Origin of the sequence: Ruminococcus sp. HUN007, assembly GCF_000712055.1 — a bacterium.
Taxonomy (GTDB): Bacteria; Bacillota; Clostridia; order Oscillospirales; family Ruminococcaceae; genus HUN007.
In genome coordinates this window covers 2,159,701-2,184,621 of the sequence record NZ_JOOA01000002.1, presented here as the reverse complement: position 1 = coordinate 2,184,621, position 24,921 = coordinate 2,159,701, and the positions used below count along the sequence as shown (strand labels likewise).

The window sequence follows — 24,921 nt, the reverse complement described above, 5'->3', positions numbered from 1 at the left end:
ATTAACCTTAAGTATAGCAAAAACAAATTCAACGGTCGTCCTGATATCAGGGAGACCGTTTTCTATAGCACGCCGAAGGCGTTCATTTTCAGGCAGAACACCCTTATCCGCATCATCCACAGATAAAGGTTTATATCTCCAGATGGTAAAATGCTAATTATTTTATTTTCTTCCTCAAAAATGGTTGACAAGTAATCCTGTTTATGGTATTATTGAATTGCAGATAAATTTATCCAATTAGACTATAATTTTTTGTTACTATTCACGGCCAAATAATGTAAAATAGAAAAATGATAATGGTGCTGAAAACATTGAAAATGCGATGTTTTCAGCACTGTTTTTTTACGTAAAAAAAGTACAAAAAAGCATAGTGGTATTTGTTTAAATAGATACCAATAAAACTATTGACATTTTCGTTGGTATGTGATATAATAATAAGTACCAAGTGTAGAAAGGAAGCTGAAATCATGTCGATTGTACGCTACACAGATAAGAAAACCGGAAGAGTGGTTCTTTATGAATCAACATCACACTACGACCCTGTAACCAAACAATCAAGACCAATACGCAAGTATCTTGGAGTGGAAGATCCGGTAACGGGAGAACTGATACCGTCTACAGGAAAGCCGGGACGAAAGGCTAAATCAGAATCAAATAGCAATACTGTTGAAACGAAGGTAACAGCAGAACCGGATTACAAGGAAATCATAAAAAAACTAAAAGAAGAAAGTATACAGAAAGATAAAAGAATCAGCGAACTTGAAAAACAAAATGCTATTCTTAAAAATCACTTACTGAACATAAAGGAATCAGCAGAAAGAGCGCTGGAACAGAAATAAAACAGAACAGGAAGCAAGCTATGAACAGGCAGTTTTTTATCAATACATCATTACAATATGAAAATAAAAGACTTAAACGTCTGGTAAAAGAATTTGAAAATGGTGAGAGATATAAAAAACTGCAGCATAATCATCATCTCATATATCTTGGATATCAGAGGCGGATAAAACAGCTTTGCAGACAAGTTCGGTCATCAAAAAATGCAGTGAAGAAAGTACGCGATATCTGGTATGAACAGCTTGTAATTGAATGCGAAAATCACACCAAAGAGCTTGATGAAAAGATAGATACAATCTGTAAATTAAGACAGGAAAACTATGATTTGTTCTGTGAGTATCAAAAAAAGCTTGCTAAGAAGGACGAAGAATATCAAAAAGCACTTGACGAGAAAGACACCATAATAGAAACACTTAAAGCCGAGATCCGGCATATGAAAGCGGTACAGGACAGAGATGGAACCAATACATCTCTGCCTACATCGCAGACACCAATCGGGAAATCAAAAGCAAGACCAAACAGCAGAGAAGAAACCGATAATTCCAAAGGAGGCCAAACAGGGCATAAAAGATCAGAGCTTGAACCACCTGCAGAAGAAGCAATAACTGATATAACGGAACATTGTTTAACTGAAGATGACTGTTGTCCGAAATGCAAAAAAGATGAGTTTGAATATACCGGAAAAACAGAAAATCGCTATGAAATAGAAGTAGAAGTTAAAGTAAAGAGGGTGAAGCATAAGTATTACGTCTACAAATGTAAGAATTGCGGGACCCTGGTGATCAGCAGAACGGCACCTGAAAAAAGAACGAAAGTAAGATATGGAGCAAACGTACAGGCAATGATACTTGTTTTGCTGAATATTATGAATTCGTCAATAAATAAGGTTCCTGTATTCTTTCAGGGCATAACAAACGGAGAGATCAGTCCGAGTGAAGGGTATGTAGCTAAAGTACAGGCCAGAGCCGCCAAAGCACTGGCAGTTTTTCATAATGATTTGCGAAGGGAGTTACTTAAAAGACTGCTCATTTACTGGGATGATACCGTGGTTTACGCCGATACCAAAAGAATCTGCCTGAGATTTTACGGAGACGAAAGAATCGCGTTCTTTGCAGCCCATGAAAACAAAGATATGAACGGAATTCTTCTGGATGGAATACTTGAAAATCTTTCTGCTGAAACATCTGTTATGCATGATCATAACAGCATCAATTACAATGAACGTTTTGTGTTCATAAATATTGAGTGTAATGCACATTTGCAGCGCGATCTTCAGAAACTTGCAGATGAAACCAATCATGAAGTACTGCTTGAAATAAAAGCATTGATATCAGCAACGATAAAAGACCGAAAGAATCTGATACAAGCAGGAACAACACGATTTGATGATGGATATCTTGAAAATTTTGAAAGCAAGCTTACAGAACTTCTGCAAAGAGCAGAAACGCTGGCAGAAGCGAATACATCAAAATATTCAGGCGGTCCGGAACGCGCTCTGATACGCAGAATCATAAAATATCGCAGCAATTACTTCGCCTGGGTATATGATTTCAGTCTGCCTACAACAAATAATCTCTCAGAACGAGCACTACGTGGGACGAAAACAAAAATGAAGGTGTCAGGTCAGTTCGCATCTTCAAAAACAGCAAATAACTATGCAATGATTCGTACATACATTGAAACATGCCGAAGAAATGGAATCAACGAATATGATGCATTAACAAGATTATGTGATGGTAACCCATATACTGTCGAAGAAATATTTGCTGAATGTGAATAATAAAAAATACAGCACCACCAGGCCGGTAATAAAACCGGTCCAGTGGTGTTGTTTTCTTTTGTACTGGGAAAATTAGGTCGTGAATAGTAACAATTTTTTTATTGCCCATCGACCCGGGTCATGGTATAATTAAAGGAGATACCATGAAAAAAATCAAAGGTATAAACAGAAAAGCAAGTAAAAACAAAAGATACAGGCGGCGCATCGGCTACAGGGAGTTCATCAGTTCCATCGAAGCCAGAAAAGCACTTGTAAAGAGTTTGAATCTAATGGACGACACATTCTTCGCTGCCGTCATGGAAGATACGGAAGTGTGCACTTATGTTCTCAGAGAAATAACCGGCATTGATACACTTACCGTTAAAGCGTGCAAAGTTCAGTACCATATCCGCAACCTTATATCTCATTCAGTAATACTTGATATCCTTGCTGAAGATGATTCAGGGCGGGTATACAATATCGAAGTTCAGAAATCAAACGAAGGCAATCATCCTAAACGTATCAGATCCTATCAGGCTAATCTTGATTCTGTCCTGCTCGGAAAAGGATGTGATTATGACTCACTTCCGGAAGCGTATTTCATCTTCATATCGGCTTTTGATCCGTTTGATCTTGGTGACAACTATTACGAAGTCGAACGAAAACTAAAAGGTCGTGACAACACCGTTCCGAACGGAGTACATGAGATCTATCTGAATACAAAAATAACGACCGACCGCAACATCACAAAACTTCTTCAGTATTTCAAAAACAGCGATGCATCCCGTGATGATTTCGGTCCGCTGTCTGATAAAGTACGGTTTTATAAAAACAATGAGAAAGGTGGAGTTTCTATGTGTGAAAAAGTTCAGAGACTTATTGATGAATCAAATGAAGAATTACGTATTAAATATGCCAAAGAACTTGAAATAAAGGACAAAGCACTTGAAAGGGAAAAGGATATCAATTTCGCTCAGGCTGCTGAAATATCTCGCCTCAAAGCTCAGATTGCTGAAATGCAGGGAAGTTAAAAACTTCATTATTAAATTCAGCTGTTCAAACCAGATTTATTTTAACGGTCGTCCGCCAGGGCGGCCGTTTTCTATAGCACGCCGAAGGCGTACATTTTCATAAAGGACACCCTTATCCGCATCATCCACGGATAAGGGTGTTCTGTCATGTCATGTCATATCATATCTTCTCTTTTATTCGTTCTATCTTCTCTTTCACCTTATCGATCTTATCATCAATAAAGTCATTCTTCAGATCATCTTCAAGGAAAGCGGCCTGTATCTCAAAATATCGTTTCAGATGTTCCGGAAGAGAAGTCTCCTCTGTATACAGCGCATGAAGGAAACGATAATTTTCGCTCTTCTCCATCGCATAGAGCTTTATCTGATTCTTCAGTTCCTCGTAGCGGATGATCATCTCGTTTTCCTTTGCAAACTTCTTTATACGTCCGACCATCTGGAAGGTTTCTGCAAGGTCGATGAAAAATACTCCGTAAAATATACCTATAAAGAACGAGAACAGCAGATTGTGTGCAAACCATTCGAGAGCATTCAGTATATGCGGATGGATCAGGAAGTAGTAGACTGCGCCGAGCAGAGTCCAGAAAAATGAAAAACGCAGACAGATGATTCCCTTGTAGTTAAACTTCATCTGCGAATAATCCCAGAGTTTGAGGTTCATCCGCACAATAAATATCTCACCGGCAATCAGTTCAATAAGTGTCATCGCGACTGACATTACGAGGAACAGCACTCCCCGCCTCATGTATGTTTCCTGCACGGGAATGTAGTCTTCGAGTCCGGCAAGCAGATAAAGCAGCGTCAGGCCGAATCCGTAAAGCGGAAGATACGGTCCGGTCAGAAATCCCGGATTGACCCATATATGCTCCTTGTTCGTTATTTTGAAACGACGGTAAAAAAGTTCAAGTATCCATCCGGAAATGCATCCTGATGAAAATATGAACGCAAGAATAATAAATCTGTAAAACATGAATTTTTCCCCTTTATAAACCTCATATTTTCAATTGTTATTCTTAACTCAGTCCTGAACGTTTTTCATATCCTTCTTTTCAACGACAATCAGCAGAACACAGTTTTCCGTAAGACTGAATTTCGGATTGGCATGAGTCCAAAGTTTTCCGCTTTCCCTGATTGCAACGACATTCAGATTCATTTTCCTGCGCAGTTCCAGCTCCATCAGATTTTTACCGATCCATTCCTTTCTCGGTTTCATCTCGATCATATACATATTTGAGTCAATCTCAAAAAAGTCCGTAAATGAAGAGGATATAAGTATACTTGCCGAACGAAGTCCGCCTTCACCCTCCGGATTGATTATCTTGTCGGCGCCGACTTTTTTCAGAATGGATGACATACGTTCCGATGCAGCCTTTGATACAACGAAAGGAACTCCCTGTTCCTTAGCCACTGATACAGCCATTATACTCGCACCCATACTTGTTCCCATCGCCGTTACAACTATATCCATATTCTTAAGTCCAAGTGCAGTTACTTCATCTTCGTTCTCCAGATTCGCACATATCGCAGATGTACACTGGTGTGATATTTCTTCAATAATAACTTCGTCCTTGTCAACTGCAAGAACATCAGCCCCCATGCTGTACAGATTCTTCGCAAGGCTTCTTCCGTATTTTCCCAGTCCCAGAACAGCTACAGATTTCATTGTTTTTCCTCCTGATATTTATCCTACGTAAAATTCACCTTCAGAATGTCTGATCATATTATTGGTCCTCCTGTCACTTGAGAAGAAGACCGCCATGGAAATCGGACCTATTCTTCCGAGATACATCGAAACTATCACAATGATCCTCCCGTAAGTATCCAGATGTGAGGTCAGATTTCTTGAAAGGCCTACCGTGCTGAGAGCACTTACTATTTCATACGCTGCATCAGTAAGAGCAATACCGCCTCCTGCCATAAGAAGCGAAATCATAATAAATACGGCAGACATACTGACAAACACTATTGCTGAAGCCTTTCTCATCATTTCTTCTGTGACCCTGCGTCGGAAAACGGTTGTTTCGTCTTTTCCCTGCATGTACGAAAGGGCATTGAACAGAAACAGCACAGCAGTTACCGTTTTTACACCGCCGGCAGTACCTACAGGAGATCCGCCGATAAACATCAGAACAAAACCGGTAAAGCAGGTTTCCTCCGTAAGTCCGTCCTGCGGAACAGAAGCGAAACCTGCTGTTCTGAATGTGACTGACTGAAAAAAGCTGTTCATTATCTTGTCCGGCAGCGTCATACTTCCCATCGTATCCGGATTGCTGTATTCCGCAAAGAATACAACAGCAGCTCCTGAAACAACAAGAACTGCAGATACCACAAGTACCAGCTTGCTGTGTTCGGAAAGTCTCGAGATCATGACACGCGGACTGAATCTGTGACGGATCGAATTTCTGATCACTTCAGCCACATCAAACCAGACTACGAATCCAAGTCCTCCGAGTGTGATCAGGATCATAGTGAGGATCATAAGATACGGAGAATCGTTGAATATTATCATACTGTCAGGCCCGATCACGTCCATACCGGCATTGCAGAATGCTGATACAGACTGAAAAACCGAAGCCCATATTCCCTTTGCCGGACCGAGAAGAGGCACAAATTTTACTGCATACAGTACCGCACCGATACCTTCCGTAATAAAGACGCTTTTGAAAACGCGCTTAAGGAATGCAAGCAGTCCGGTATTTTTCTCGACATTCAGGGAATTTTCAAGAAGAATACGATCTCCCAGTGAAAACTTTCTCTTTCCCAGAATCATTATCATTGATGCAACAGCTACTACACCAAGTCCGCCTATCTGAACGAGCAGAAGCATGATGATCTGCCCGAGAAGGCTCCAGTGCGCATATGTGTCAACAACCACAAGACCGGTAACACATACTGACGTTGTCGCTGTAAACAAAGCCGTAAGCAGATCAGTACTGTTTCCGGGTGCGGTCGCTGCCGGTATCATGAGCAGCAGTGTACCGAGCACTATCGCTGCCACAAAGCTGAGCGGAATAAAATGCACCGGCGAAATTCTAATTTTTTTCATAATTCATAGTTCCTTTATTAAAGAGCATTACGTCTCATTTTCGGAAATGAGTTTTCTTAACAGTGAAAGGTCTGTCAGATCGACATTCCCGTCAGCGTTAATGTCTGCATTACGGAACGCCTGTCCTTCAGGATTTCTTTTATCAGAAAGATATTCCGAGAGTTTTGTCAGATCGGATTTATCGACTTTACCGTCCAGATTTACGTCACCGGGCTTTTTCTCATTATCAGCCTGTACGGTCGGCGAGTAATCCGGAAGATTCGGATCTGCGGCACCGGGCGGATCAGACTGTGCATCCGGAGGACATGCAGGCTGACATGCTGCTCCGGGAGCCGGTTCTGTTTCCTGGGGTGCGGCAGGTTCTGGCTCATAGCCAGGCACGTTCACCGCAGGTTGTGTATTCTGGTCTGCCGGTTTTGTATTCTGGTTTGCCATTACAGGTGACGGTTCGTCAGCCGTATCCGGCGCGGTCACGGGAGCCTCCGTTACATTACTGTTATCAGATCCTTCTGTATGCGGAGAATTTCCCGGTTTCAGCGGAACGGGCCTGTCACCGTAATTTTCTGTCACTCTTTCCGTCCGTTCTGCGGCAGTTTCTCTGACGCTTTCTGTTTTTGCGGCAGTATGTTCCTTATCATCTTTTCTGTTTTCAGCACTTTTTTCCGTTACTTTATCAGGTTTTCTTTCTTCGGTACCTGCTTCAATCTGCGCGCCTGTTGCTGTATCTGTTACCTGATCTGAAATAATCAGAGCATCTCCGCTTACCGGTGCTTCAGTTACCGGCACATCCTCCTGTTGTATTTCCGTATACGGAACAGTTTCCGTCATGGTCACGGCCGATATTTCAGGATCTACAGATACTGTAAAGTCCGGATCACTGGTCATCTGTTTTCCTTTCAGGAAAAAGGATAATGCAACTACCAGGGAGAAACAGGCGGCAGCTGCCGGTATTATATATATAATACGTTTTTGTTTCTTCTGATGAGGACGGTTTGCCGCTTCTATCATATCATCCGGCAGTTCATTCATCAGTTCAGTAAACTTTAATGGTGTCACATCAATCCCTCCTTTTCAAGAAAATCGCCAAGCTTTTTACGTAACCGCGACAGTATGACATTTACATGATTTTCGGTAATACCGAATTCCTCAGCTATTTCTGCCGTTGTGGAAAAACGCCAGTAACGGAGTATGAAAATGTCACGGTGATCCTGCTTCTGTTTTCTCAGAAAGGCAGTCAGTGCTTCCTTTATCTCATTTTCCCTTTCTTTTGTTTCGAGCTGCGCCTCAATGTTTTCACCTGAAGGAAGAAATTCCGCAATTTCATCAAGAACAAGTCCGTTCTTTCCCTCACCGCGTTTTAATCTCTTCTTTCCCTTCAGGATATTCAGTGAAATATTTCGTACCGTTTTCAGAAGATACCCGTAGAAATTGTCTGGCTGTGCCGGAGGTATCGAGTTCCATACCGATAACAGCGCATCGTTAAAACATTCCTTGGCTTCTTCTTCATTTTCAAGGATACTCCCTGCTACCCTGCGGCAGGTGTATCCGTAATTTTCGGATATCTGTTCAAGCACCCGTTCATCACGCTTATTGAACATTGAGATTATAGTTTCGTTATCAGTAATGGTGATCACCTCTGATTCTCTGGTTTTAAGTCTGTACAGATGAGACGCTGACCACACTGGTAACGCTGTTTTCCTCTACTTATACAGACAACATCCGGAATTTAAAATTACACTTTTCAGGAAATAAAGATTTCATTAAATAATGCTTATCAGACTGTAAATCAAAAATCTCCGAAAACCATTGTGATCTTCGGAGATATTGTTGTTATAGTTTCTGCACGATCATCAGATCTGAACTGAATAGTTAGGAGCTTCCTTTGTGATGTAGATATCGTGCGGATGGCTTTCCTTAAGACCTGCACCTGTGATGCGTACAAACTGAGCTCTTTCGTGAAGTTCAGGAATTGTTTCACAGCCGCAGTAACCCATACCTGAACGGATACCGCCGACAAGCTGATAAATTGTATCGCAGAGAGGTCCCTTGTAAGGTACACGACCTTCAACGCCTTCAGGAACGAGCTTCTTTGTATCCTTGCCGTCCTGGAAGTATCTGTCCTTTGAACCGCATTCCATGGCACCCATACTGCCCATGCCTCTGTATACCTTGAATGAACGGCCCTGGAATATTTCAGTAGCACCAGGAGCTTCCTCGCATCCTGCGAGAAGTGAACCGAGCATTACAACGCTTGCACCGGCTGCAAGAGCCTTAACGATATCGCCTGAGTACTTGATACCGCCGTCTGCAATAACCGGAACGCCGTACTTCTGAGCAACTTCAGCAACGTCGTAAACTGCTGTGATCTGCGGAACACCGATACCTGCAACAACTCGTGTTGTACAGATAGAACCAGGTCCGATACCAACCTTAAGTGCGTCTGCACCGGCCTTGATAAGTTCTTCGGCAGCAGCTGCTGTAGCAATGTTACCTGCAATTACAGGAATGTCAGGGAAGTGTTCCTTAACTGTCTTTAAGCATCTGATGATGTTTGCGCTGTGGCCGTGAGCTGAGTCGAGTACGAGTACATCGACCTGAGCTTCGATAAGAGCAGCAGCTCTTTCGAGAACGTCATTTGTTACGCCGATAGCAGCACCGCAGAGGAGTCTGCCCTTTGCGTCTCTTGCTGAGTTAGGGAACTCAACAGCTTTTTCAATATCCTTGATAGTGATGAGACCCTTGAGATAGCCTTCATCATCAACGAGAGGGAGTTTTTCGATCTTATGCTTACGAAGGATCTCCTGTGCCTGTTCGAGTGTTGTTCCTACTGAACCGGTAACAAGGTTGTCCTTTGTCATTACGTCGCCGATCTTTGAGTTAAGATCAACCATGAATCTCATATCACGGTTTGTGATGATACCAACGAGCTTGCCCTTTTCATCTACGATCGGGACACCTGAGATCTTGTACTTGCCCATGAGTTCATCAGCATCACGGACAATGTGATCTTCTGTAAGAGAGAATGGATTTACGATAACGCCGTTTTCTGAACGCTTTACCTTGTCTACTTCGTCAACCTGCTTTTCAATTGACATGTTCTTATGAATAATTCCTATACCGCCTTCACGAGCGATAGCAATAGCCATTTTGGATTCTGTTACAGTATCCATGGCAGAAGCCATTACAGGTGTGTTGAGTTTAATTGTCTTTGTAAGATTAGTACCGAGTTTGATCATATTCGGTGTTACGTCTGATTTTGCAGGGATCAGAAGCACATCATCGAATGTAAGACCTTCTTTTACGAACTTATTGTTGAAATCACTAAGCATAAAAACACTCTCCCTTAAAAAAATGTATTTCTATTAGAATACTCTATTTTGCGACTTTTGTCAAGTAAAAAATATCCCCGGAAGTAACCCCGTTCTTATGTGATTTTACCTGTACACGTCCGTATTTTTCCCTGAATGTGTACAGGCTGTAAATTTCATTTAAGTCGGCAATCCTGCGAAGCCGGATTGCCTGTTTTAGGCGACTTCGGGGCTTCGCCCCGTGTCCCCCTCTGATTTATGAATAAATCAGCGCTTTCTTAAACTTTAGGTAAAAGTTTTTCTTTTCTCATGTAAGGAACAAGAGCCTTAGGGATATTTACTGAACCGTCTGCATTGAGGTTGTTTTCAAGGAATGCGATGAGCATTCTCGGAGGAGCAACAACTGTGTTGTTGAGAGTATGAGGGAAATACTTGTTTCCGTTCTCATCCTTAACTCTGATGCTGAGTCTTCTTGCCTGTGCATCGCCGAGATTTGAGCAGCTTCCTACTTCGAAGTACTTCTTCTGTCTTGGTGACCATGCTTCAACGTCGATTGACTTAACCTTAAGATCAGCGAGGTCGCCTGAACAGCATTCGAGCGTACGAACAGGAATATCAAGTGTGCGGAAGAATTCAACTGTGTAACTGTAGAGCTTGCGGAACCATTCCATTGATTCTTCAGGCTTGCAGACTACAACCATTTCCTGCTTTTCAAACTGGTGTATACGGTAAACACCGCGTTCCTCGATACCCTTTGAACCAACTTCCTTACGGAAACATGGTGAATAGCTTGTAAGTGTCTGAGGAAGATCACTTTCAGGTACTATAGTATCAATGAACTTACCGATCATTGAGTGTTCTGAAGTACCGATAAGGTAAAGATCTTCGCCTTCTATCTTGTACATCATGTCAGCCATGTCGTCAAAGCTCATAACACCTGTAACTACTGAGCTTCTGATCATGAACGGAGGAATGTAGTAAGTAAATCCTTTGTCGATCATGAAGTCTCTTGCATATGAAAGGATACATGACTGGAGCTGAGCAACGTCACCGCAGAGATAGTAGAAACCATTACCGCTTGTTCTTCTTGAGCTGTCGATATCGATACCCTTGAGCTTCTCCATAATATCAACGTGGTAAGGAACTTCGAAGTCAGGAACGGCAGGTTCACCAAACTTTTCAACTTCAACGTTTTCTGAGTCGTCCTTGCCTATCGGAACTGAAGGATCGATGATGTTCGGAATAGTCATCATCTTTGTGCGGAGTTCTTCCTCAACTGTTCTCTCTTCAGCGTTGAGTTCTTCAAGTCTTGCAGCCTGAGCATTTACCTGAGCCTTTACTTCTTCGGCTTCATCCTTTTTGCCCTGAGCCATGAGACCGCCGATCTGCTTTGAAAGCTTGTTTCTGTTAGCACGGAGTGCTTCAACTTCCTGCTTGATGTCGCGGTTCTTCTTGTCGAGTGCGATTACTTCATCAACAAGAGGAAGCTTTTCATCCTGGAACTTGTTTTTAATGTTCTGCTTTACGATGTCAGGGTTTTCTCTGACAAATTTAATGTCTAACATGATATATTACTCTCTTTCATTTATTGGTATTTATAGTGTCAGCAAGTCTGTCTGCAATCTCGCGCAGATCATCCTTGTTGTAGAATTCAAGAACAAGCGTGCCCTTGTCATTGCTTTTGTTTTTTATAAGAACTTTTCTGCCTAGACGTTCCTTAAGGCTCAGTTCCATCTCGCGGAAATAGGTGTCCGTTTTTTTAGGAGTAGTCTTTCCCTTCTTTTCTGACTTAAGGGACTTTACCGCATTTTCAAGTGCTCTTACCGTAAGAACACCGTCAGCGACCTGTGAAGCGAGTTCCTTTATTGTTTTCTCATCATCGAGTGCGAGAAGAACTTTTGCATGACCGGTAGATACCTGACCGTTTCTGATCATTTCAAGAACTTCATCAGGAAGGCCGAGTATGCGTATCGCATTGGTAACTGCCGAACGGGATCGTCCTGTCATTTCGGCTATGCTCTCCTGAGTCATGTCATACTTTTCGGAAAGCTCCCTGTATCCCAGTGCTTCTTCGACCGGATTCAGGTTTTCACGCTGGAGGTTTTCAATGAGTGCTATCTGCATTGCCTCTGAATCGGAAAATTCCTTTATAACCACCGGAACTTCCCCGAGACCTGCGACTCTTGCCGCTCTCCATCGTCTTTCACCGGCCACTATCTGGTATGCCCTTCCGTAAGGCCGTACAACGATCGGCTGAAGCAGACCGTGATCCTTTATCGAATCTGCAAGCGAAGCGATGGCTTCCTCATCGAAGTCTTTTCTTGGCTGAAGTCTGTTCGGTTCGATCTCGGATATTCTCAGTGTACTCTTTCCCTGTACCTCTGAAGCATTGTCATTTAACAGCGCTCCGAGACCCATGCCGAGTCCGCCTTTCTTTGGTGCCAAGCGCATCACTTCCTTTCAGATTTGTTTTTCTTCTTTGATTTCAGAATGTCCGTGAGTTTCTTCTTCGGCTTCTCAGTGTATTTCTCACCGAGAAGTTCGCATCCGAGGCGCGCATATGCCTCGGTTCCCTTCGAACTTTTGTCGTAGTACATTACCGGCATTCCGTAGCTCGGTGCTTCCGAAAGGCGAACATTACGCGGTATCGTCGTTTCGAACACCTGATCCGGAAATACCTTTTTCACTTCATTTACCACCTGGTTCGTAACGTTCAGACGCGGGTCGAACATAGTGAATAAAATTCCCTCTATAGTGAGTGAAGGATTTTCATTTGAACGAACATGCCTGATTATCTGGTCAAGCTGAGAAAGTCCTTCGAGGGAGAAAAATTCGCACTGAAGAGGGATTATAAGGCTGTCTGCCGCAACAAGTCCGTTGAGTGTGACAAGACTGAGCGAAGGAGGACAGTCGATGAAAATATAGTCGTAGCTGTCACGGCACATGAGTATCTGCATCTTGAGACGCTTCAGACGGTCATCAAGGTCTGCGATCTCGATCTCGGCACCCGCAAGGGCCGAAGTTGAAGGAACAATGGATACATTTTCGAACTCTGTAGCAATTACAGCTTCACCGATACCCGCTCTTCCAATGAGCAGATCGTAGGATGAATATTGTACCGTTTTCTTTCTGATACCATATCCGCTCGTAACATTTCCCTGAGCATCAAGGTCGATACAAAGCACTTTCCTGCCCCTGCTTCCGATAAAAGCCGCAAGGTTAATTACAGTAGTGGACTTGCCCACACCGCCCTTCTGATTGGCTACAGCGATCACCTTACCCACTTCATATTCCTCCTGTTCCGAATAATAGTCTACCTATTATTATAGCATATATTATTAGTAGTGTAAAGAAAAAATCCTCTGTGAAATTTCACAGAGGATTTTTAAATGTTCCACGTGGAACATGGTACGCCTGCGGCGTGCTTTTGAAAACGGCCACCGTTCGGCGGCCGTTGGAATCGATTCTTTAACAAGAACTCTTTAATGTTATTATTTTTTTAACAGATCAGCAAGTGTAATTTCATCCGGCTGTACATTTGAAACTCGCTTATACTCAATTATCGCTGATACAAGTAAAGAAACATCGGCAAAATAATTCCGGATAAACACTTTATTTTTTACATCCGGATATTTCAGATTTATTTTGCAGTAATCGCTCGGCTTTTTTCCGGATTTCTTGTAATCTTTATATTTATTCTCATTGAATATTACAAGCATTTCTATCTCCGGTGCAGTAATAACGTTAATTACGTCTACTTTCTTTGCATACGCTTTTCCAAGCGAGAATTTTTCTCTTCGGGAATCGAGAATCCTGTAAACTGTTATTTTCTCTGAAAAACCTTTTCTTAAATATTTCTCTTCAAACTTTGCTGCATTTCGACAACGTAAAGGCTCACCTTCGAGCATATCATCTCTCGTAAATATCAGCAAATCATTATCAAGAAGAATCTCAATTACAGCCTGTTCAGCTGCTCCTTCACAAATACATGCTATATAAGACACTATTCATCCTCCTTCTGAGAACGTATAAGTCTTTTCTTTAGTTTCATATATGATTCATATTTCGGCGATGTTCCTTCAAGATAATCACTCTGATATACTTCGCTCTTTTTCAGATCATTTCTGTCAAGAATATAAGAGAGATTTTTCGAATTAATACCATCTGTATTTCTAACGATATAGATATTATCATTTCTATCAAATTCATCAAGCAGTTCTGCATAATGAGTTGAAAATATCAGCACTGCTCCTTTCGGATTTATTTTATTATCCCTGTAAAAACCTATAAGCGTCGAAATGATCTCATGATTAAAATGATTTTCAAGTTCATCAACTATTACATAACCACCTGTTCTGAAAGATCTCATAGCATAAATATAAATGTTGATTCCCTTTATTGTACCTGATGAAAGATAACGGTTAAGTTCCAGAGGTTTTGTCATAATAATCTCTTCTTCATTTTTAAATTTGAGTCTTATATCTGAAGATTTTCCTTCTTTCTTTATTTTCAGATATTCAACTGACGGATCAAAGAACTCTATCAGTTCAGCAGGACAATCATCAAGTATGCTAAGTTCATTAAGATTTGTAAACTGAAGGGTATCTGTTAAAGAGATCCTGTCGCCGGTTTTCTTATTAAAAGCAACACAAATACTTACATCCTCAAGAAGAAATGCTTCGTCCGTATCTCTTTGTATTTCAGTTTCAATATCATCAAAGTCATATAAGTTCTTCTTGCTTTTTACTTTGGCTGTCGGTTTGGATTTCAGATATTCATCTTTAATATACAGTCTTTCCTCTTTCTTTGAAATAACCGTATGGAGCAAATTAACTGTATTATTATCTGCATAGAAATATATATCCAGTACCACTTCACTTTCCGGAGAAAGATTCGAAAGAATCTCTGAACAGCTTATAGTATTTAGTGCTTCATTATTCAGCATACGGCACACCAGAGTCAATAGTTTCAGTATTGTAGTTTTACCGGATGCATTTACACCTATAAATGAAATAACATTGTTCTGATAATAACTTTTACTGCCAACTGTAAACAAACATTTCATATCTTCAGCATCATCTTTACTGACTCTCTGCAAAGCAGCAAAATCAAATTCACAGTTACCATAAAAATGAGGTAAACCACTTGCACATATTTTTAAAAGTTTCATTAGCTTTCACTCCATATCAACAGAAAAACTGATTTTATAATATGATTATAGCACTTTATCTGTTAAATTTCAACTTTAAAAACGTATTTTACGTTTTTAAGTGAAAATGATTTTGAAAAAACCTCTTTTTCAAAAACAGTTGCACGCAAAGTGCAGCTGTTTTTTCAATTGTGCCGAAGGCACCACCATTTAAATGGTACGCCTGCGGCTGTACCTTCAACAGGCAGGCACAATGTTCATCATGTACCTGCCTGTGGTTTCAGTTAGATCCTATGAAAAAATCCTCCGTGAAATTTCACAGAGGATTTTTAAATGTTCCACGTGGAACGTTTAGTTTTTATCCCAGTATGCCGGGTATGGTCCGTACACTGTTGCTATCGATTCGGGTTCTTTATACACCGGAAGGTGAGAGCCCGGTGGAAGAGGCTCTCCAGGATTTTCTGCGTCGCCCATTAAATATCGCTGCATCATCAGTATGTCATATCCGTCCAGACCATAATCACCGTTAAGATCACCGCTCCACACCACGCTCTCATTCACGTTGCCGCTCTGGAAGTCAATGGTCGAATCCTTCATTATAATAAGATCAGCGATATTCAGATCATAATTATGATCCATATCGCCCTTTGCCTGTGGAGGGGCATACATAGCCTGAGGTGACGGTGTTTCGGCTACTGCAGCAGAAAGTCTGTCAGCCGAAAATGCAGTTTCGTCATTGCCCTGATCAGAAGCGCCGTCAGCTTTAAGGCTTTCATTTGCCTTTAGTCCCGTACTCAGTGCACATGCTGCTGAAAGAAGCGCTGCTGTAAACATGGTCTTTTTCGTTTTTTTCATAACTTTGATCATCTCCCAATATAATCATCATCTCATGAATTTACATCAATCTTTGTAAATGACAGATCATTTATAATTTTCTTAAGTTCGGTGTCTTCAAGCGATGATCTGATATAGCAGTAGTGCGTGTCATCAATGAAGAAGAACGCGCCGTCATTGTTGTACCATACATCGCTGCTGTCAAGTTTATATGTGTTTCCGTCAGAAGCACCGTAGCGGTTTCTTATGTAATCTCTCTTGCTGCCGGACTCTGCGGCAATATCCTTATCAACAGTATAAATACCAATTCTGCACAGGCGGCTGTTGCAGTATGCATAGTATGCCGTACACATATCTTCAGAATCAGAACCTGAAACAACAGTAACTTCGCTGTTTTCAAATCCGTCCGGAACATAGAAATATCCGTCCGACTTGATTCTTTCAAATGCCTCGCGGCCCTTATTGCTGTATTTTTCCTGTTCGTAGTCGCCGCTGTCTATAAGGCTCTTAAGTCTGCTGTAATTTGGTAACACAGCATCCGGCCACGGTTCATCCATCGGCATTGCAGTAGGACTCAGTGACGGTTCAACCGGTGACATTGTCGGTGCAGATGTTGGATAAGATCCTGTCGGCATTGATGTTGGCGCTGATGTTCCGGTTGGAGACATCGTTGGTGCTGATGTAGGAGTCATTGTTGGTTTCGGACCATATGTTCCGCTGTCTGTTGGTTGTGATGTCGGATCCGGAGCACCTGTTCTGCTCTCTGTCGGCTGTGATGTCGGATACGGAGCACCTGTTCTGCTCTCTGTCGGCTGTGATGTCGGATGCGGTGATCTTGTCGGAGACATCGTTGGCGCCGAAGTTCCTGTAGGTGCCATCGTCGGTGCCGAAGTTGGATCCATACTTGGTTCCGAAGATCCCGTCGGATACATCGTTGGTGTGGACGTTGGTCTCGGCGACCTTGTCGGACTCATCGTCGGTGCCGAAGTTCCTGTCGGACTCATTGTTGGCGCAGATGTTCTTGTCGGATTCATTGTCGGTGAAGACGTTCTTGTTGGGGATGCTGTCTTTGTCGGTGACGATGTCGACCTTTCAGTCTGCGCAGCTGACGGGGTACCGGAAGGACCTGTTCCGCCTGAAGGCGAAGCTGACGGTTTCGGACTTACAGCAGTATTTCCGGACACGATAACAACGTTCGGATCAGCGGATGCACCGGCAGAAACTTCCGTTACTGAACTGCCGGTATCTGCAGGAGAAGAACCATCACTCCCGCTCACCGCTGCATCCGTTACATTTTCCGGTTCTGTTACCGGTTTAATAGAATCAGATACCTCACTGGTATACTGTTCTGAAACGCTTGTCGTGGTTTCCGTTACAGAATTATCAATTTCAAAATCTCCAGGCGGCTTCACCTGTGAACCAAGGTAAACAGCTAAAAAATACCGATGCCGCAGATGCTGTTACCAGTACCGCCGGCAAAATGTGTATAAACGGAAACGCTCTTATTTTCATCGTTTCCGGATCGTAGTTTTCGGTCTCACTTACATACTTGTCATCGATTTTGTCGATCGCATCAAAAAGCTGTTCCTTATTCACGCATTGAACCCCCTCTCGTCCAGAAAACTTCTGAGGTTTTTACGCAGTCGTGCAAGAATTGTTTTCACGTTTGCCTCCGTAACGGAGCATTTTTCCGCTATCTGTGCCTGTGAATCAAGGTACCAGTAGCGTCTCATGAAAATAAATCTCTTTCCGCTGTCAAGGCTCTCGACAAATTCATTAAGAGCTTTTACAAGCTCATTCTCATCAAATTCACCCTCGGTATCAGATCTTCCGCTGATACATTCTTCAAGTTCATCGATAGACAACACCGCATCAGCCTTCCTTTTTGCTCCTGTAAGATATCTAAGTCTGTTCATGCAGTGATTTTTTATAATGCGGAACAGAAATGCATTGAGAAAATCCGGACGCTCAGACGGCATCCTGTTCCATGCAGTAAGATATGTATCGTTAAGGCATTCTTCCGAATCCGAGTTATCATTAAGTATCTTTTTCGCTATACTGAGGCAGCGGCTGCGGTATTTTATGTCCGTTTCACTTATCGCCCGCTGCGATCTTGCCCAGTAAAGATCGATTATTTCGTTGTCTTCCAGCATACTTCCTCCTTGACTGTCACATACTTTTTGCCTTTCATAAGTATAAGTGATTTTCAGTTTTATTTCAAGAGGGAGCGATGGAAATGTTCCACGTGGAACATTTCCATAATGCTATCCCTGATCATTCAGGCGATTCATTCGGATTGTCAACGATACCTGCGAATACTGGTATGTTGTTTTTGTCAGTAACATAGTAGAAGAATGGCCTGTCAAGTGTGAATCCAACTTGTTTGTCCGGAGGTGCAGGACAAGTTGTTGCTATTGCTACAACTGTATATGCAGCGCCCTCGCAGCCCTTTTCATCGACTCTGATCCTTGCTTCATGGTCGATCATGCTCACCTTGGCACCAGGGATACCGTTTTTATCGTAGTCAACAACTGCGTTGAAATCAGCTTTTAAATCATCAAAAGCATCTGAAACACCCATCTGCTTTGTCGCGTCTATGAGATCAAACTTTGATGCAACTTCAAACTCAGGTACTGTAAGGGTAACGGAACAGTTCGCAAAGTCAAGCTCTCCTGCATAAATACCTGCTAAAGTTTCACTGTCAGAAATGATATTCTTTATATCAGTGCCTTCATCAGGAAGAACAAAGTTCATTTTATATCCGTCACGAAGATCTTCAGCATAAAACATGAAATTATCTGCAAATCCTACTTTTCCGTTTTCACGTTTCTCCATAAATTTACAGTCTTCATCTTCACCGTCCGGTTTATGGAAAGCACTCGTTTTAGTTTCACTGAACTCTTCGTCCCAGGTCTCTTTAAAGGAAACAGTGTTGATTATCTTCATGATCTCTGATTCCGGATCCTCGATCTTAATTTCAGGCTTTATCTTTCCGCTTGTGTTTGTACAGATCCATTCCGATATCTCTTTTTCAGTCTGCTTTGTATTATTTCTGAAATCTTTCGCAAAAGAAACAGCATAATAATCCTTTGCTATCAGGTCAAGTGTATCCTGCTTAAACTCCCACTTGTCATTTAACCAGAGTGAATTTGCAAGCAGACAGTAAGCCTGAAAATCATCAAAATTAATTGAACGGAAAAGAACGTCATTTTCCTTACGGACACTTTCGATATCCTCAGCGCCCAGTGCCTTTACTATCTCGTCTCTTGTATTGCCCTCAGCACATTCAGCTGTCATGGACAGAGCCATATAATAGCTGAGAGGTGAATATACCGGATTTTCCTCACCCTTCGAATCTACGGTGTCAACGAGAACATTTTTTGCTGAAGCGGCAGCAAATTTCATGTATCCTTCTGCATCGATCTTATCGCTTATGCTACTGATATTCTTCAGATCAGGTGATGCAAGAGCACCCGCAAATGATGCTCCGAAAGCTGATACTCTCGGCTCGATTATTTCATTTTTCAGAAGAACAAAATCGGCAACATTTAATTTCGCGTCAAAGTTTTCATCGGCTCTTGCGGCTTCGTCCTCCTTTAATTCACCCGCTCCGTCAAAATACTGTGACATCGTGAGAATATCCGCAGCGTCAATTTTGCCGTCACCGCTTATATCTCCGGTATATTCGTAGGTATAGCCTGCACTGACCGCATATCTTTCCGCAAAGGCACCACGGTGTCCTCTGAACACAGTGTCCTTGTCAAGCTCAAGATCTCCGATGACTGTAACCGTATCACTCAGAGTAACTGTTTTCAGATTATCAGTATTCTTAAACGCCACATCCTGCAGCTCGTAAATACCGTCCGAAACTATTACGTTTTCTGAACCGGTCAGATCAACAGATTTATAACCAAGAGCAAATATGTTTCTTAATCTCTGATCTCCTTTTTCATAATTACTAACCGGCTCACCATACATGCAGACAGACGGTACTACAAACGTATCAGGTCTGTCATCTGATTTTATACTACTCATTACAGTATAATTCGCACTTTTACCTGCATAAAATACCACCTTGCTGTCTTCGTCAACAGTACCAGTGTATTTGGCGCTGCCGCCTTCAGCGAAACTTAAAGTCGACGGACGGCAAAGTCCCGACACCACACATCCGCATGTCAGCACCAGCGCTGCTGTTGCTGCTGTTATCTTTTTAAATTTCTGTTTCATAGCTTATCCCCGCCTTTTCAAACTTTTTTCTTTCTTCTCTTTATTCTTTATGTTTGTCTTATGAAAATAGAATAATATGTTTTTGAAATGCCTGCAGAACTGATGATCAGATCATCCCTCCCCGTCGCAGCACCTTATCCGCAGATGCTGCGACAAGATATTTCAGCCTGATCATAGTTTCTGTTTTTTCATCTCTGTCTATACAGTGTAAAAAAAATCTCTAAGGTAACACACTTTTTAAAAAAAATACCGACTGTATTATCAGCCGGTTTTAATGGTGGTCTGCCGAAGGCGTTCATTTATACAGAGCAAACGGGAGCACCGAATCTTCACCGGTGGTCCCGCTGCATAGTAATATAATTTTGCTCAGATATAAATGACTAATTTACGATTGACTAAATTTCATTGCTGTGTTATAGTAATAATAAGGAGGGATGATCATGTTTATCGGACGAAAAAAAGAACTTGCTTCACTTGAAAAAATGTATCGCAGCGGCAGATTTGAATTCTGCGTTATATACGGAAGAAGACGTGTGGGAAAAACCGCTCTGATCAATCATTTTTTAAGCGAAAAAAAAGCCATATACTTTATGGGAGTCGAAAGCAATGAAACTCAGAATCTTATAAATCTGAGCCGACAGATAAATGAATATACCAGCGGCATTGAAACTGAGAGCAAATTTTCATCTTTTCAGACAGCACTGGAAACTGTCTTTGAATTATCCAAAAAAGAAAGAACGATACTTGTCATTGACGAATATCCTTATGTCGCCAGATCCTCCAAGAGTCTGTCCTCAACACTTCAGATGATCATAGATAAATATAAGGATTCTTCGAAACTTATGCTGATACTCTGCGGTTCATCCATGTCATATATGGTTGATAACGTACTTGCATACAAATCTCCTCTTTACGGTCGTCGTACCGCACAGATGAAAATAGAACCTTTCGATTTCTTTGAAGCCGGAACTTATTTAAAAAATATGAGTGATACGGACAAGGCGCTTGCATACGGTATTGTAGGCGGAACACCTCAGTATCTTCTGCAGTTCAGCGACAACGCCAGCATAGAGGAAAATATAAAAAGATGTTTCCTTGATCCGGTTTCATTTCTCTATGAAGAACCGGTAAATCTTATCAAGCAGGAAATACGTGAACCAGCGATCTATACCGCTGTAATATCCGCAATAGCCAGCGGTGCTTCAAAGATGTCAGAAATTTCGGTAAAAGTCGGAGAAAACACAAATGTCTGCTCCGCTTATCTTACAAACCTAATCAATCTCGGTATTATAGTAAAAGAAACACCTTACGGTGAAGATCGTTCCCGGAGAACGCTGTACAGACTGGAAGATAATATGTTCCGCTTCTGGTACCGGTTTGTTCTGAATAATATTTCACTGATATCCAGAGGCGCTGATGAACTTGTATATAAGAGAATCGAGCCGCATCTTTCTGAATATATGGGAAGTATTTTTGAAGATATCTGCAGGCAGTATCTCTGGAAACTCCTTATTGAAGGAAGATGTCCTGTGGAATTTTCATCTCTCGGAAGATGGTGGGGTACAGATCCTGAAAGCAGATCACAGACAGAGATCGACATTATGGGTGAGCAGGACAAAAACACTGCTCTTTTCGGTGAATGCAAATGGACAAATGAAAAAACTGATACCGGTGTCCTTGAACTGCTTATTAAAAGAAGCAGACTGTTTCATTACAGCAACGTTCACTATTATGTTTTTTCCCGTTCAGGTTTTACAGATGGCTGTATAACAAAAGCCGCTGAAACCGGAAACGTTACTCTCGTGACATACAGTGACATAGCAGCAGAGATAACGAACGTTCCGGATTAAGAGGTCAAGCTTTCCCTTAAAACATGTCGCTATTTAAGGGAAAGTTTAAAAGAATAAGGATTTTACCCTTACAAGCTTGAACATTCCCTTAAAATATGCTATTATTTAAGGGAAAACCTGAGGAGGTAAGGGCATGAGAGTTTTTAATTATTCAAAATACAGCTATTATAAATGGGATTCAGAAGTATTAGGGTTGATTGCAGCCATATATAAGGAAACAGGAAAACAGGAATTATATTTGAAGCAGCGTCCGGAAGAACTTGAAAAGCTTGTAGAAATTGCAAAGATTCAAAGTACAGAAGCATCTAATGCTATTGAGGGAATTGTAACTACAAATACTCGTATAAAACAGCTTGTTGAAGAAAAAACAACTCCAAGAAACAGAGATGAGCAGGAGATAGCAGGATACCGTGATGCTCTTAACATAATCCATGAAAGTTTTGACGCCATTCCTATTACGCAGAACTATATTCTTCAATTACATAAAATTATGTATAGTCATATGAATAATCCGATGGCTGGTCAAACCAAGAATGTTCAGAATTATATAAGTGCTTCTTATCCTGACGGACATACTGAGATTCTCTTTACACCACTTGAACCTTATGAAACACCGGACGCATTGAACAGAATATGCGAGGAGTATAATATCGTTATCGGAAATATGAAACTGGAACCGCTTATAGCAATTACTGTTTTCATACATGATTTTTTATGTATACATCCGTTTAACGATGGAAATGGTCGAATGAGCAGACTACTGACTACTTTGCTGCTATACCGAAACGGATTTTATGTAGGAAAATATATTTCACTTGAAGCTAAAATCGCTAAGAATAAGGATTTATATTATGATGCTTTAAATCAGTCACAATACGGATGGCGTGAAGGAAATGAAGATATACTCCCGTTCATAAAATATATACTTGGAACCATATTAAGTGCTTACAAAGATTTTGAAGAAAGATTCTCTTTAATTGAAAGAAAATTATCCGCACTTGAAATCGTCAGAAACGCCAGCCAAATGAAGATAGGAAGATTCTCAAAACAGGATATCCGTGAATTATGTCCTTCTCTTAGTTTAAGTTCAATAGAAGGATCTTTAAGAAAATTAGTTGAGGCGGGCGAGTTAAAAAAAGAAGGACAAGGAAAGGCAACATCATATTACAGAATAAAATAAATGTAAGGTATTATTATTCGGCCCGCAGGGGTGAAGACTACCTTTATACAGAGCAAACGGGAGCACCGGATCTTCACCGGTGCTCCCGCTTGTTTTATTTATTCAGAGTAATCCATATGGATGAAAATTGCTGTATATCAGAATGATGTTATCTTCTTTGAAAGATACTGTCTGAGACTTGCAAGATCGGCGACAGATATTTCAGAGTCATTATCTACATCTGCATTTACCTTCTGACGTTCTGATAACTCTACATCTCCTACCAGTGCAAGTGAAAGCATAGTAAAATCACTTACATCGATTACGCCATCTGTGTTTACATCGCCGTAAAGCCACTGCGGTGCTATAGTAGGACATACAGTCGAATCTGTTGGACTTACCGTAGGAGGAAGTGTTGGTTCGTCCGTCGGGCGCACCATTGTCGGTTCCACCGTCGGCAGACGAGTTGGGTCAGTTGTCGGTATCTGTGTCGGATTTACTGTCGGCCAACGGGTTGGGGCAATTGTTGGTTCTACCGTCGGTGGACGGGTCGGTTCTACAGTCGGCCACAGTGTAGGAGTTGGAAATTCACCGGCATTTTCGGTAGTTACCTTTTCTGTATCTGCAGGAACTGTAACGACAGGCTCAGTAACAGGCACAATCGTCTGAACATCAGTTTCTTCTGTTACCGGCTGTAATGTGATCTCAGATCTGCCCTGAGTGATCACAGTCTTTTCCACGGAACTGCTGCCTCCTGATGGTGTTTCTGTTTTTGCAGGAACTGTCACTGCATACGGAGTACTGCTTTCATATCCGGATTCCGTATAAGATGTTTCCGTATTCATAACAGCTGAACCTGTTTCCGCTGAATATGAGGTTTCCGTTTGTATTTCTGTTATTGAAGCATCGGTTTCACAAGATTCGGTTTCAGTAACTGTATCAGTAACAATTACACCGTTATCTATCTCAGGATCAAGCATCTGATTTACTGAATTGTGAAAATGCAGGCAGGTACACAAAGCAATGACGGCAGCTGATGCCGGCGCAATTATATATACAGGCTTTATGCTTCTGGTTTCCGGTTCATATGTCTCCGCTTCTGCTATGAATTTATCGTCGATCTTCCATATAGCATTTCTCAGCTGCTCCGCATTCATTGTTATCCCACCCTTCCTTTAAGATATTCCTTCAGCTGCATTCTTGTTCGTGAAAGTATTTTCATTACATTATCCTCGGTCATTGAACAGTGTCCGGCAATATCTGCTATGCTGTCAAGATACCAGTATCTTCTGACAAATATGTACCGTCTGTCTTTTTTCAGCGATTCAAGGAATTCATTGATAGCATTTACAACTTCCGATTCATCAAATTTATCTTCAACACTGCTGTTTCCGTCAACACATTCTTCCAGTTCTTCAGTGGAAAAACTGATATCCTTCTTTCTTCTGCTGTTATTATTGAATCTTAATTTGTTAAGTGAATGATTCCTTACGATCTTGAACAGAAAAGAAGATAGAAATTTCGGTCTTTCCGGAGGCATCAGATTCCATGCTGTCAGATATGTATCGTTCAGGCATTCTTCTGCATCTGAGATATCGTTCAGAACAGATCTCGCCACATATATGCATCTGCTTCTGTATTTTTTATCAGTTTCCGTTATTGCACTTTCTGAACGTTCCCAGTACAGGTCAATTATTTTTTCATCTTCCAGAACCATTCAC

General features: G+C 41.6%; 24 protein-coding genes. 6 read left to right on the top strand and 18 right to left on the bottom strand.

Going from position 1 to position 24,921, the window contains the following annotated elements; genetic code table 11:
* The first annotated feature begins 467 nt into the window (after positions 1 to 467).
* From CC97_RS13750 to CC97_RS13740, 3 genes are all read left to right on the top strand, one after another.
* The gene (locus CC97_RS13750) at positions 468 to 839 is read left to right on the top strand and encodes a hypothetical protein (protein WP_044973469.1); all 372 of its coding nucleotides are present in this window, start codon (positions 468 to 470) and stop codon (positions 837 to 839) included.
* A gap of 20 nt (positions 840 to 859) precedes the next feature.
* A complete protein-coding gene (locus CC97_RS13745; protein ID WP_044973470.1) occupies positions 860 to 2,617 on the top strand; it encodes a transposase in 1,758 nt (585 codons plus the stop codon).
* Between the two features lie 143 nt (positions 2,618 to 2,760).
* Positions 2,761 to 3,627 carry an Rpn family recombination-promoting nuclease/putative transposase gene (locus CC97_RS13740; RefSeq protein ID WP_044975553.1) on the top strand — a complete coding sequence of 289 codons (867 nt, stop codon included), beginning with the start codon at positions 2,761 to 2,763 and terminating at the stop codon, positions 3,625 to 3,627.
* A 160-nt stretch (positions 3,628 to 3,787) separates the two neighbouring features.
* Here the strand turns inward: CC97_RS13740 and CC97_RS13735 are convergent, their stop codons facing one another.
* The 13 genes from CC97_RS13735 to CC97_RS13675 form a co-directional block, all read right to left on the bottom strand.
* Positions 3,788 to 4,597 carry a putative ABC transporter permease gene (locus CC97_RS13735; RefSeq protein ID WP_044975551.1) on the bottom strand — a complete coding sequence of 270 codons (810 nt, stop codon included), beginning with the start codon at positions 4,595 to 4,597 and terminating at the stop codon, positions 3,788 to 3,790.
* A 48-nt stretch (positions 4,598 to 4,645) separates the two neighbouring features.
* Positions 4,646 to 5,290: a TrkA family potassium uptake protein gene (locus CC97_RS13730; RefSeq protein ID WP_044975549.1), complete on the bottom strand. Its 645-nt coding sequence runs from the start codon at positions 5,288 to 5,290 to the stop codon at positions 4,646 to 4,648.
* 18 nt (positions 5,291 to 5,308) lie between these two features.
* A complete protein-coding gene (locus CC97_RS13725; RefSeq protein WP_044975548.1) occupies positions 5,309 to 6,673 on the bottom strand; it encodes a potassium transporter TrkG in 1,365 nt (454 codons plus the stop codon).
* A gap of 27 nt (positions 6,674 to 6,700) precedes the next feature.
* Positions 6,701 to 7,729 carry a dockerin type I domain-containing protein gene (locus CC97_RS13720; protein WP_044975546.1) on the bottom strand — a complete coding sequence of 343 codons (1,029 nt, stop codon included), beginning with the start codon at positions 7,727 to 7,729 and terminating at the stop codon, positions 6,701 to 6,703.
* Complete coding sequence (locus tag CC97_RS13715; protein WP_049962917.1) at positions 7,726 to 8,355, bottom strand: sigma-70 family RNA polymerase sigma factor; 630 nt, start codon at positions 8,353 to 8,355, stop codon at positions 7,726 to 7,728. Before CC97_RS13715 ends, CC97_RS13720 begins: the two co-directional genes overlap by 4 nt.
* A 168-nt stretch (positions 8,356 to 8,523) precedes the next feature.
* Positions 8,524 to 10,002, bottom strand: coding sequence for an IMP dehydrogenase (gene guaB, locus CC97_RS13710; RefSeq protein ID WP_044975545.1), 1,479 nt, complete (start codon positions 10,000 to 10,002; stop codon positions 8,524 to 8,526).
* A 257-nt stretch (positions 10,003 to 10,259) separates the two neighbouring features.
* Entirely contained in the window at positions 10,260 to 11,546 is a 1,287-nt protein-coding gene (gene serS / locus CC97_RS13705) for a serine--tRNA ligase (RefSeq protein ID WP_044975543.1), read from the bottom strand.
* Between the two features lie 16 nt (positions 11,547 to 11,562).
* Positions 11,563 to 12,426, bottom strand: a complete 864-nt coding sequence (locus CC97_RS13700; protein ID WP_044975542.1) for a ParB/RepB/Spo0J family partition protein — start codon at positions 12,424 to 12,426, stop codon at positions 11,563 to 11,565.
* Positions 12,427 to 12,431: 5 nt separating this feature from the next.
* Positions 12,432 to 13,265 (bottom strand): AAA family ATPase, encoded by an 834-nt coding sequence (locus CC97_RS13695; protein WP_044975541.1) that lies wholly within the window; start codon positions 13,263 to 13,265, stop codon positions 12,432 to 12,434.
* A 207-nt stretch (positions 13,266 to 13,472) separates the two neighbouring features.
* Positions 13,473 to 13,985 carry a hypothetical protein gene (locus CC97_RS13690; RefSeq protein ID WP_347493684.1) on the bottom strand — a complete coding sequence of 171 codons (513 nt, stop codon included), beginning with the start codon at positions 13,983 to 13,985 and terminating at the stop codon, positions 13,473 to 13,475.
* The gene (locus CC97_RS13685) at positions 13,985 to 15,151 is read right to left on the bottom strand and encodes an AAA family ATPase (protein WP_044975539.1); all 1,167 of its coding nucleotides are present in this window, start codon (positions 15,149 to 15,151) and stop codon (positions 13,985 to 13,987) included. The genes CC97_RS13690 and CC97_RS13685 overlap by 1 nt, the downstream gene beginning before the upstream one ends.
* A gap of 330 nt (positions 15,152 to 15,481) precedes the next feature.
* On the bottom strand, positions 15,482 to 15,985 hold the full coding sequence (locus CC97_RS13680; RefSeq protein ID WP_044975537.1) for a hypothetical protein: 504 nt from the start codon (positions 15,983 to 15,985) through the stop codon (positions 15,482 to 15,484).
* A 32-nt stretch (positions 15,986 to 16,017) separates the two neighbouring features.
* The gene (locus CC97_RS13675) at positions 16,018 to 16,866 is read right to left on the bottom strand and encodes a hypothetical protein (RefSeq protein ID WP_156036915.1); all 849 of its coding nucleotides are present in this window, start codon (positions 16,864 to 16,866) and stop codon (positions 16,018 to 16,020) included.
* A 37-nt stretch (positions 16,867 to 16,903) separates the two neighbouring features.
* Between CC97_RS13675 and CC97_RS13670 the strand changes: the two genes are divergently transcribed.
* Positions 16,904 to 17,392, top strand: coding sequence for a hypothetical protein (locus CC97_RS13670; protein WP_044975535.1), 489 nt, complete (start codon positions 16,904 to 16,906; stop codon positions 17,390 to 17,392).
* On the opposite strand, the gene CC97_RS13665 is transcribed toward CC97_RS13670, so the two are convergent.
* The 3 genes from CC97_RS13665 to CC97_RS13655 form a co-directional block, all read right to left on the bottom strand.
* Entirely contained in the window at positions 17,354 to 17,560 is a 207-nt protein-coding gene (locus CC97_RS13665; RefSeq protein ID WP_044975534.1) for a hypothetical protein, read from the bottom strand. The two genes, CC97_RS13670 and CC97_RS13665, sit on opposite strands and share 39 nt — an antisense overlap.
* The gene (locus CC97_RS13660) at positions 17,557 to 18,117 is read right to left on the bottom strand and encodes a sigma-70 family RNA polymerase sigma factor (RefSeq protein ID WP_049962915.1); all 561 of its coding nucleotides are present in this window, start codon (positions 18,115 to 18,117) and stop codon (positions 17,557 to 17,559) included. The genes CC97_RS13665 and CC97_RS13660 overlap by 4 nt, the downstream gene beginning before the upstream one ends.
* A gap of 121 nt (positions 18,118 to 18,238) precedes the next feature.
* Positions 18,239 to 20,191 (bottom strand): serpin family protein, encoded by a 1,953-nt coding sequence (locus CC97_RS13655; protein WP_044975533.1) that lies wholly within the window; start codon positions 20,189 to 20,191, stop codon positions 18,239 to 18,241.
* Between the two features lie 440 nt (positions 20,192 to 20,631).
* Here CC97_RS13655 and CC97_RS13650 point away from each other — a divergent pair, with 440 nt between their 5' ends.
* On the top strand, positions 20,632 to 22,041 hold the full coding sequence (locus tag CC97_RS13650; RefSeq protein WP_044975531.1) for an ATP-binding protein: 1,410 nt from the start codon (positions 20,632 to 20,634) through the stop codon (positions 22,039 to 22,041).
* A gap of 133 nt (positions 22,042 to 22,174) precedes the next feature.
* Positions 22,175 to 23,221, top strand: a complete 1,047-nt coding sequence (locus CC97_RS13645) for a Fic family protein (protein ID WP_044975528.1) — start codon at positions 22,175 to 22,177, stop codon at positions 23,219 to 23,221.
* Between the two features lie 137 nt (positions 23,222 to 23,358).
* Here CC97_RS13645 and CC97_RS20285 read toward each other — a convergent pair whose 3' ends face one another.
* Positions 23,359 to 24,357: a dockerin type I domain-containing protein gene (locus CC97_RS20285; protein ID WP_044975527.1), complete on the bottom strand. Its 999-nt coding sequence runs from the start codon at positions 24,355 to 24,357 to the stop codon at positions 23,359 to 23,361.
* A 2-nt stretch (positions 24,358 to 24,359) separates the two neighbouring features.
* Positions 24,360 to 24,917 (bottom strand): RNA polymerase sigma factor, encoded by a 558-nt coding sequence (locus CC97_RS13635; RefSeq protein WP_049962914.1) that lies wholly within the window; start codon positions 24,915 to 24,917, stop codon positions 24,360 to 24,362.
* Positions 24,918 to 24,921 lie beyond the last annotated feature (4 nt).

Coding starts and splice junctions, on each gene's coding strand:
- CC97_RS13750 (WP_044973469.1), top strand. CDS start 468: ATGTCGATTGTACGCTACACAGATAAGAAAACCGGAAGAGTGGTTCTT.
- CC97_RS13745 (WP_044973470.1), top strand. CDS start 860: ATGAACAGGCAGTTTTTTATCAATACATCATTACAATATGAAAATAAA.
- CC97_RS13740 (WP_044975553.1), top strand. CDS start 2,761: ATGAAAAAAATCAAAGGTATAAACAGAAAAGCAAGTAAAAACAAAAGA.
- CC97_RS13735 (WP_044975551.1), bottom strand. CDS start 4,597: ATGTTTTACAGATTTATTATTCTTGCGTTCATATTTTCATCAGGATGC.
- CC97_RS13730 (WP_044975549.1), bottom strand. CDS start 5,290: ATGAAATCTGTAGCTGTTCTGGGACTGGGAAAATACGGAAGAAGCCTT.
- CC97_RS13725 (WP_044975548.1), bottom strand. CDS start 6,673: ATGAAAAAAATTAGAATTTCGCCGGTGCATTTTATTCCGCTCAGCTTT.
- guaB (WP_044975545.1), bottom strand. CDS start 10,002: ATGCTTAGTGATTTCAACAATAAGTTCGTAAAAGAAGGTCTTACATTC.
- serS (WP_044975543.1), bottom strand. CDS start 11,546: ATGTTAGACATTAAATTTGTCAGAGAAAACCCTGACATCGTAAAGCAG.
- CC97_RS13685 (WP_044975539.1), bottom strand. CDS start 15,151: ATGAAACTTTTAAAAATATGTGCAAGTGGTTTACCTCATTTTTATGGT.
- CC97_RS13680 (WP_044975537.1), bottom strand. CDS start 15,985: ATGAAAAAAACGAAAAAGACCATGTTTACAGCAGCGCTTCTTTCAGCA.
- CC97_RS13675 (WP_156036915.1), bottom strand. CDS start 16,866: ATGGATCCAACTTCGGCACCGACGATGGCACCTACAGGAACTTCGGCG.
- CC97_RS13660 (WP_049962915.1), bottom strand. CDS start 18,117: ATGCTGGAAGACAACGAAATAATCGATCTTTACTGGGCAAGATCGCAG.
- CC97_RS13655 (WP_044975533.1), bottom strand. CDS start 20,191: ATGAAACAGAAATTTAAAAAGATAACAGCAGCAACAGCAGCGCTGGTG.
- CC97_RS13650 (WP_044975531.1), top strand. CDS start 20,632: ATGTTTATCGGACGAAAAAAAGAACTTGCTTCACTTGAAAAAATGTAT.
- CC97_RS13645 (WP_044975528.1), top strand. CDS start 22,175: ATGAGAGTTTTTAATTATTCAAAATACAGCTATTATAAATGGGATTCA.
- CC97_RS20285 (WP_044975527.1), bottom strand. CDS start 24,357: ATGAATGCGGAGCAGCTGAGAAATGCTATATGGAAGATCGACGATAAA.
- CC97_RS13635 (WP_049962914.1), bottom strand. CDS start 24,917: ATGGTTCTGGAAGATGAAAAAATAATTGACCTGTACTGGGAACGTTCA.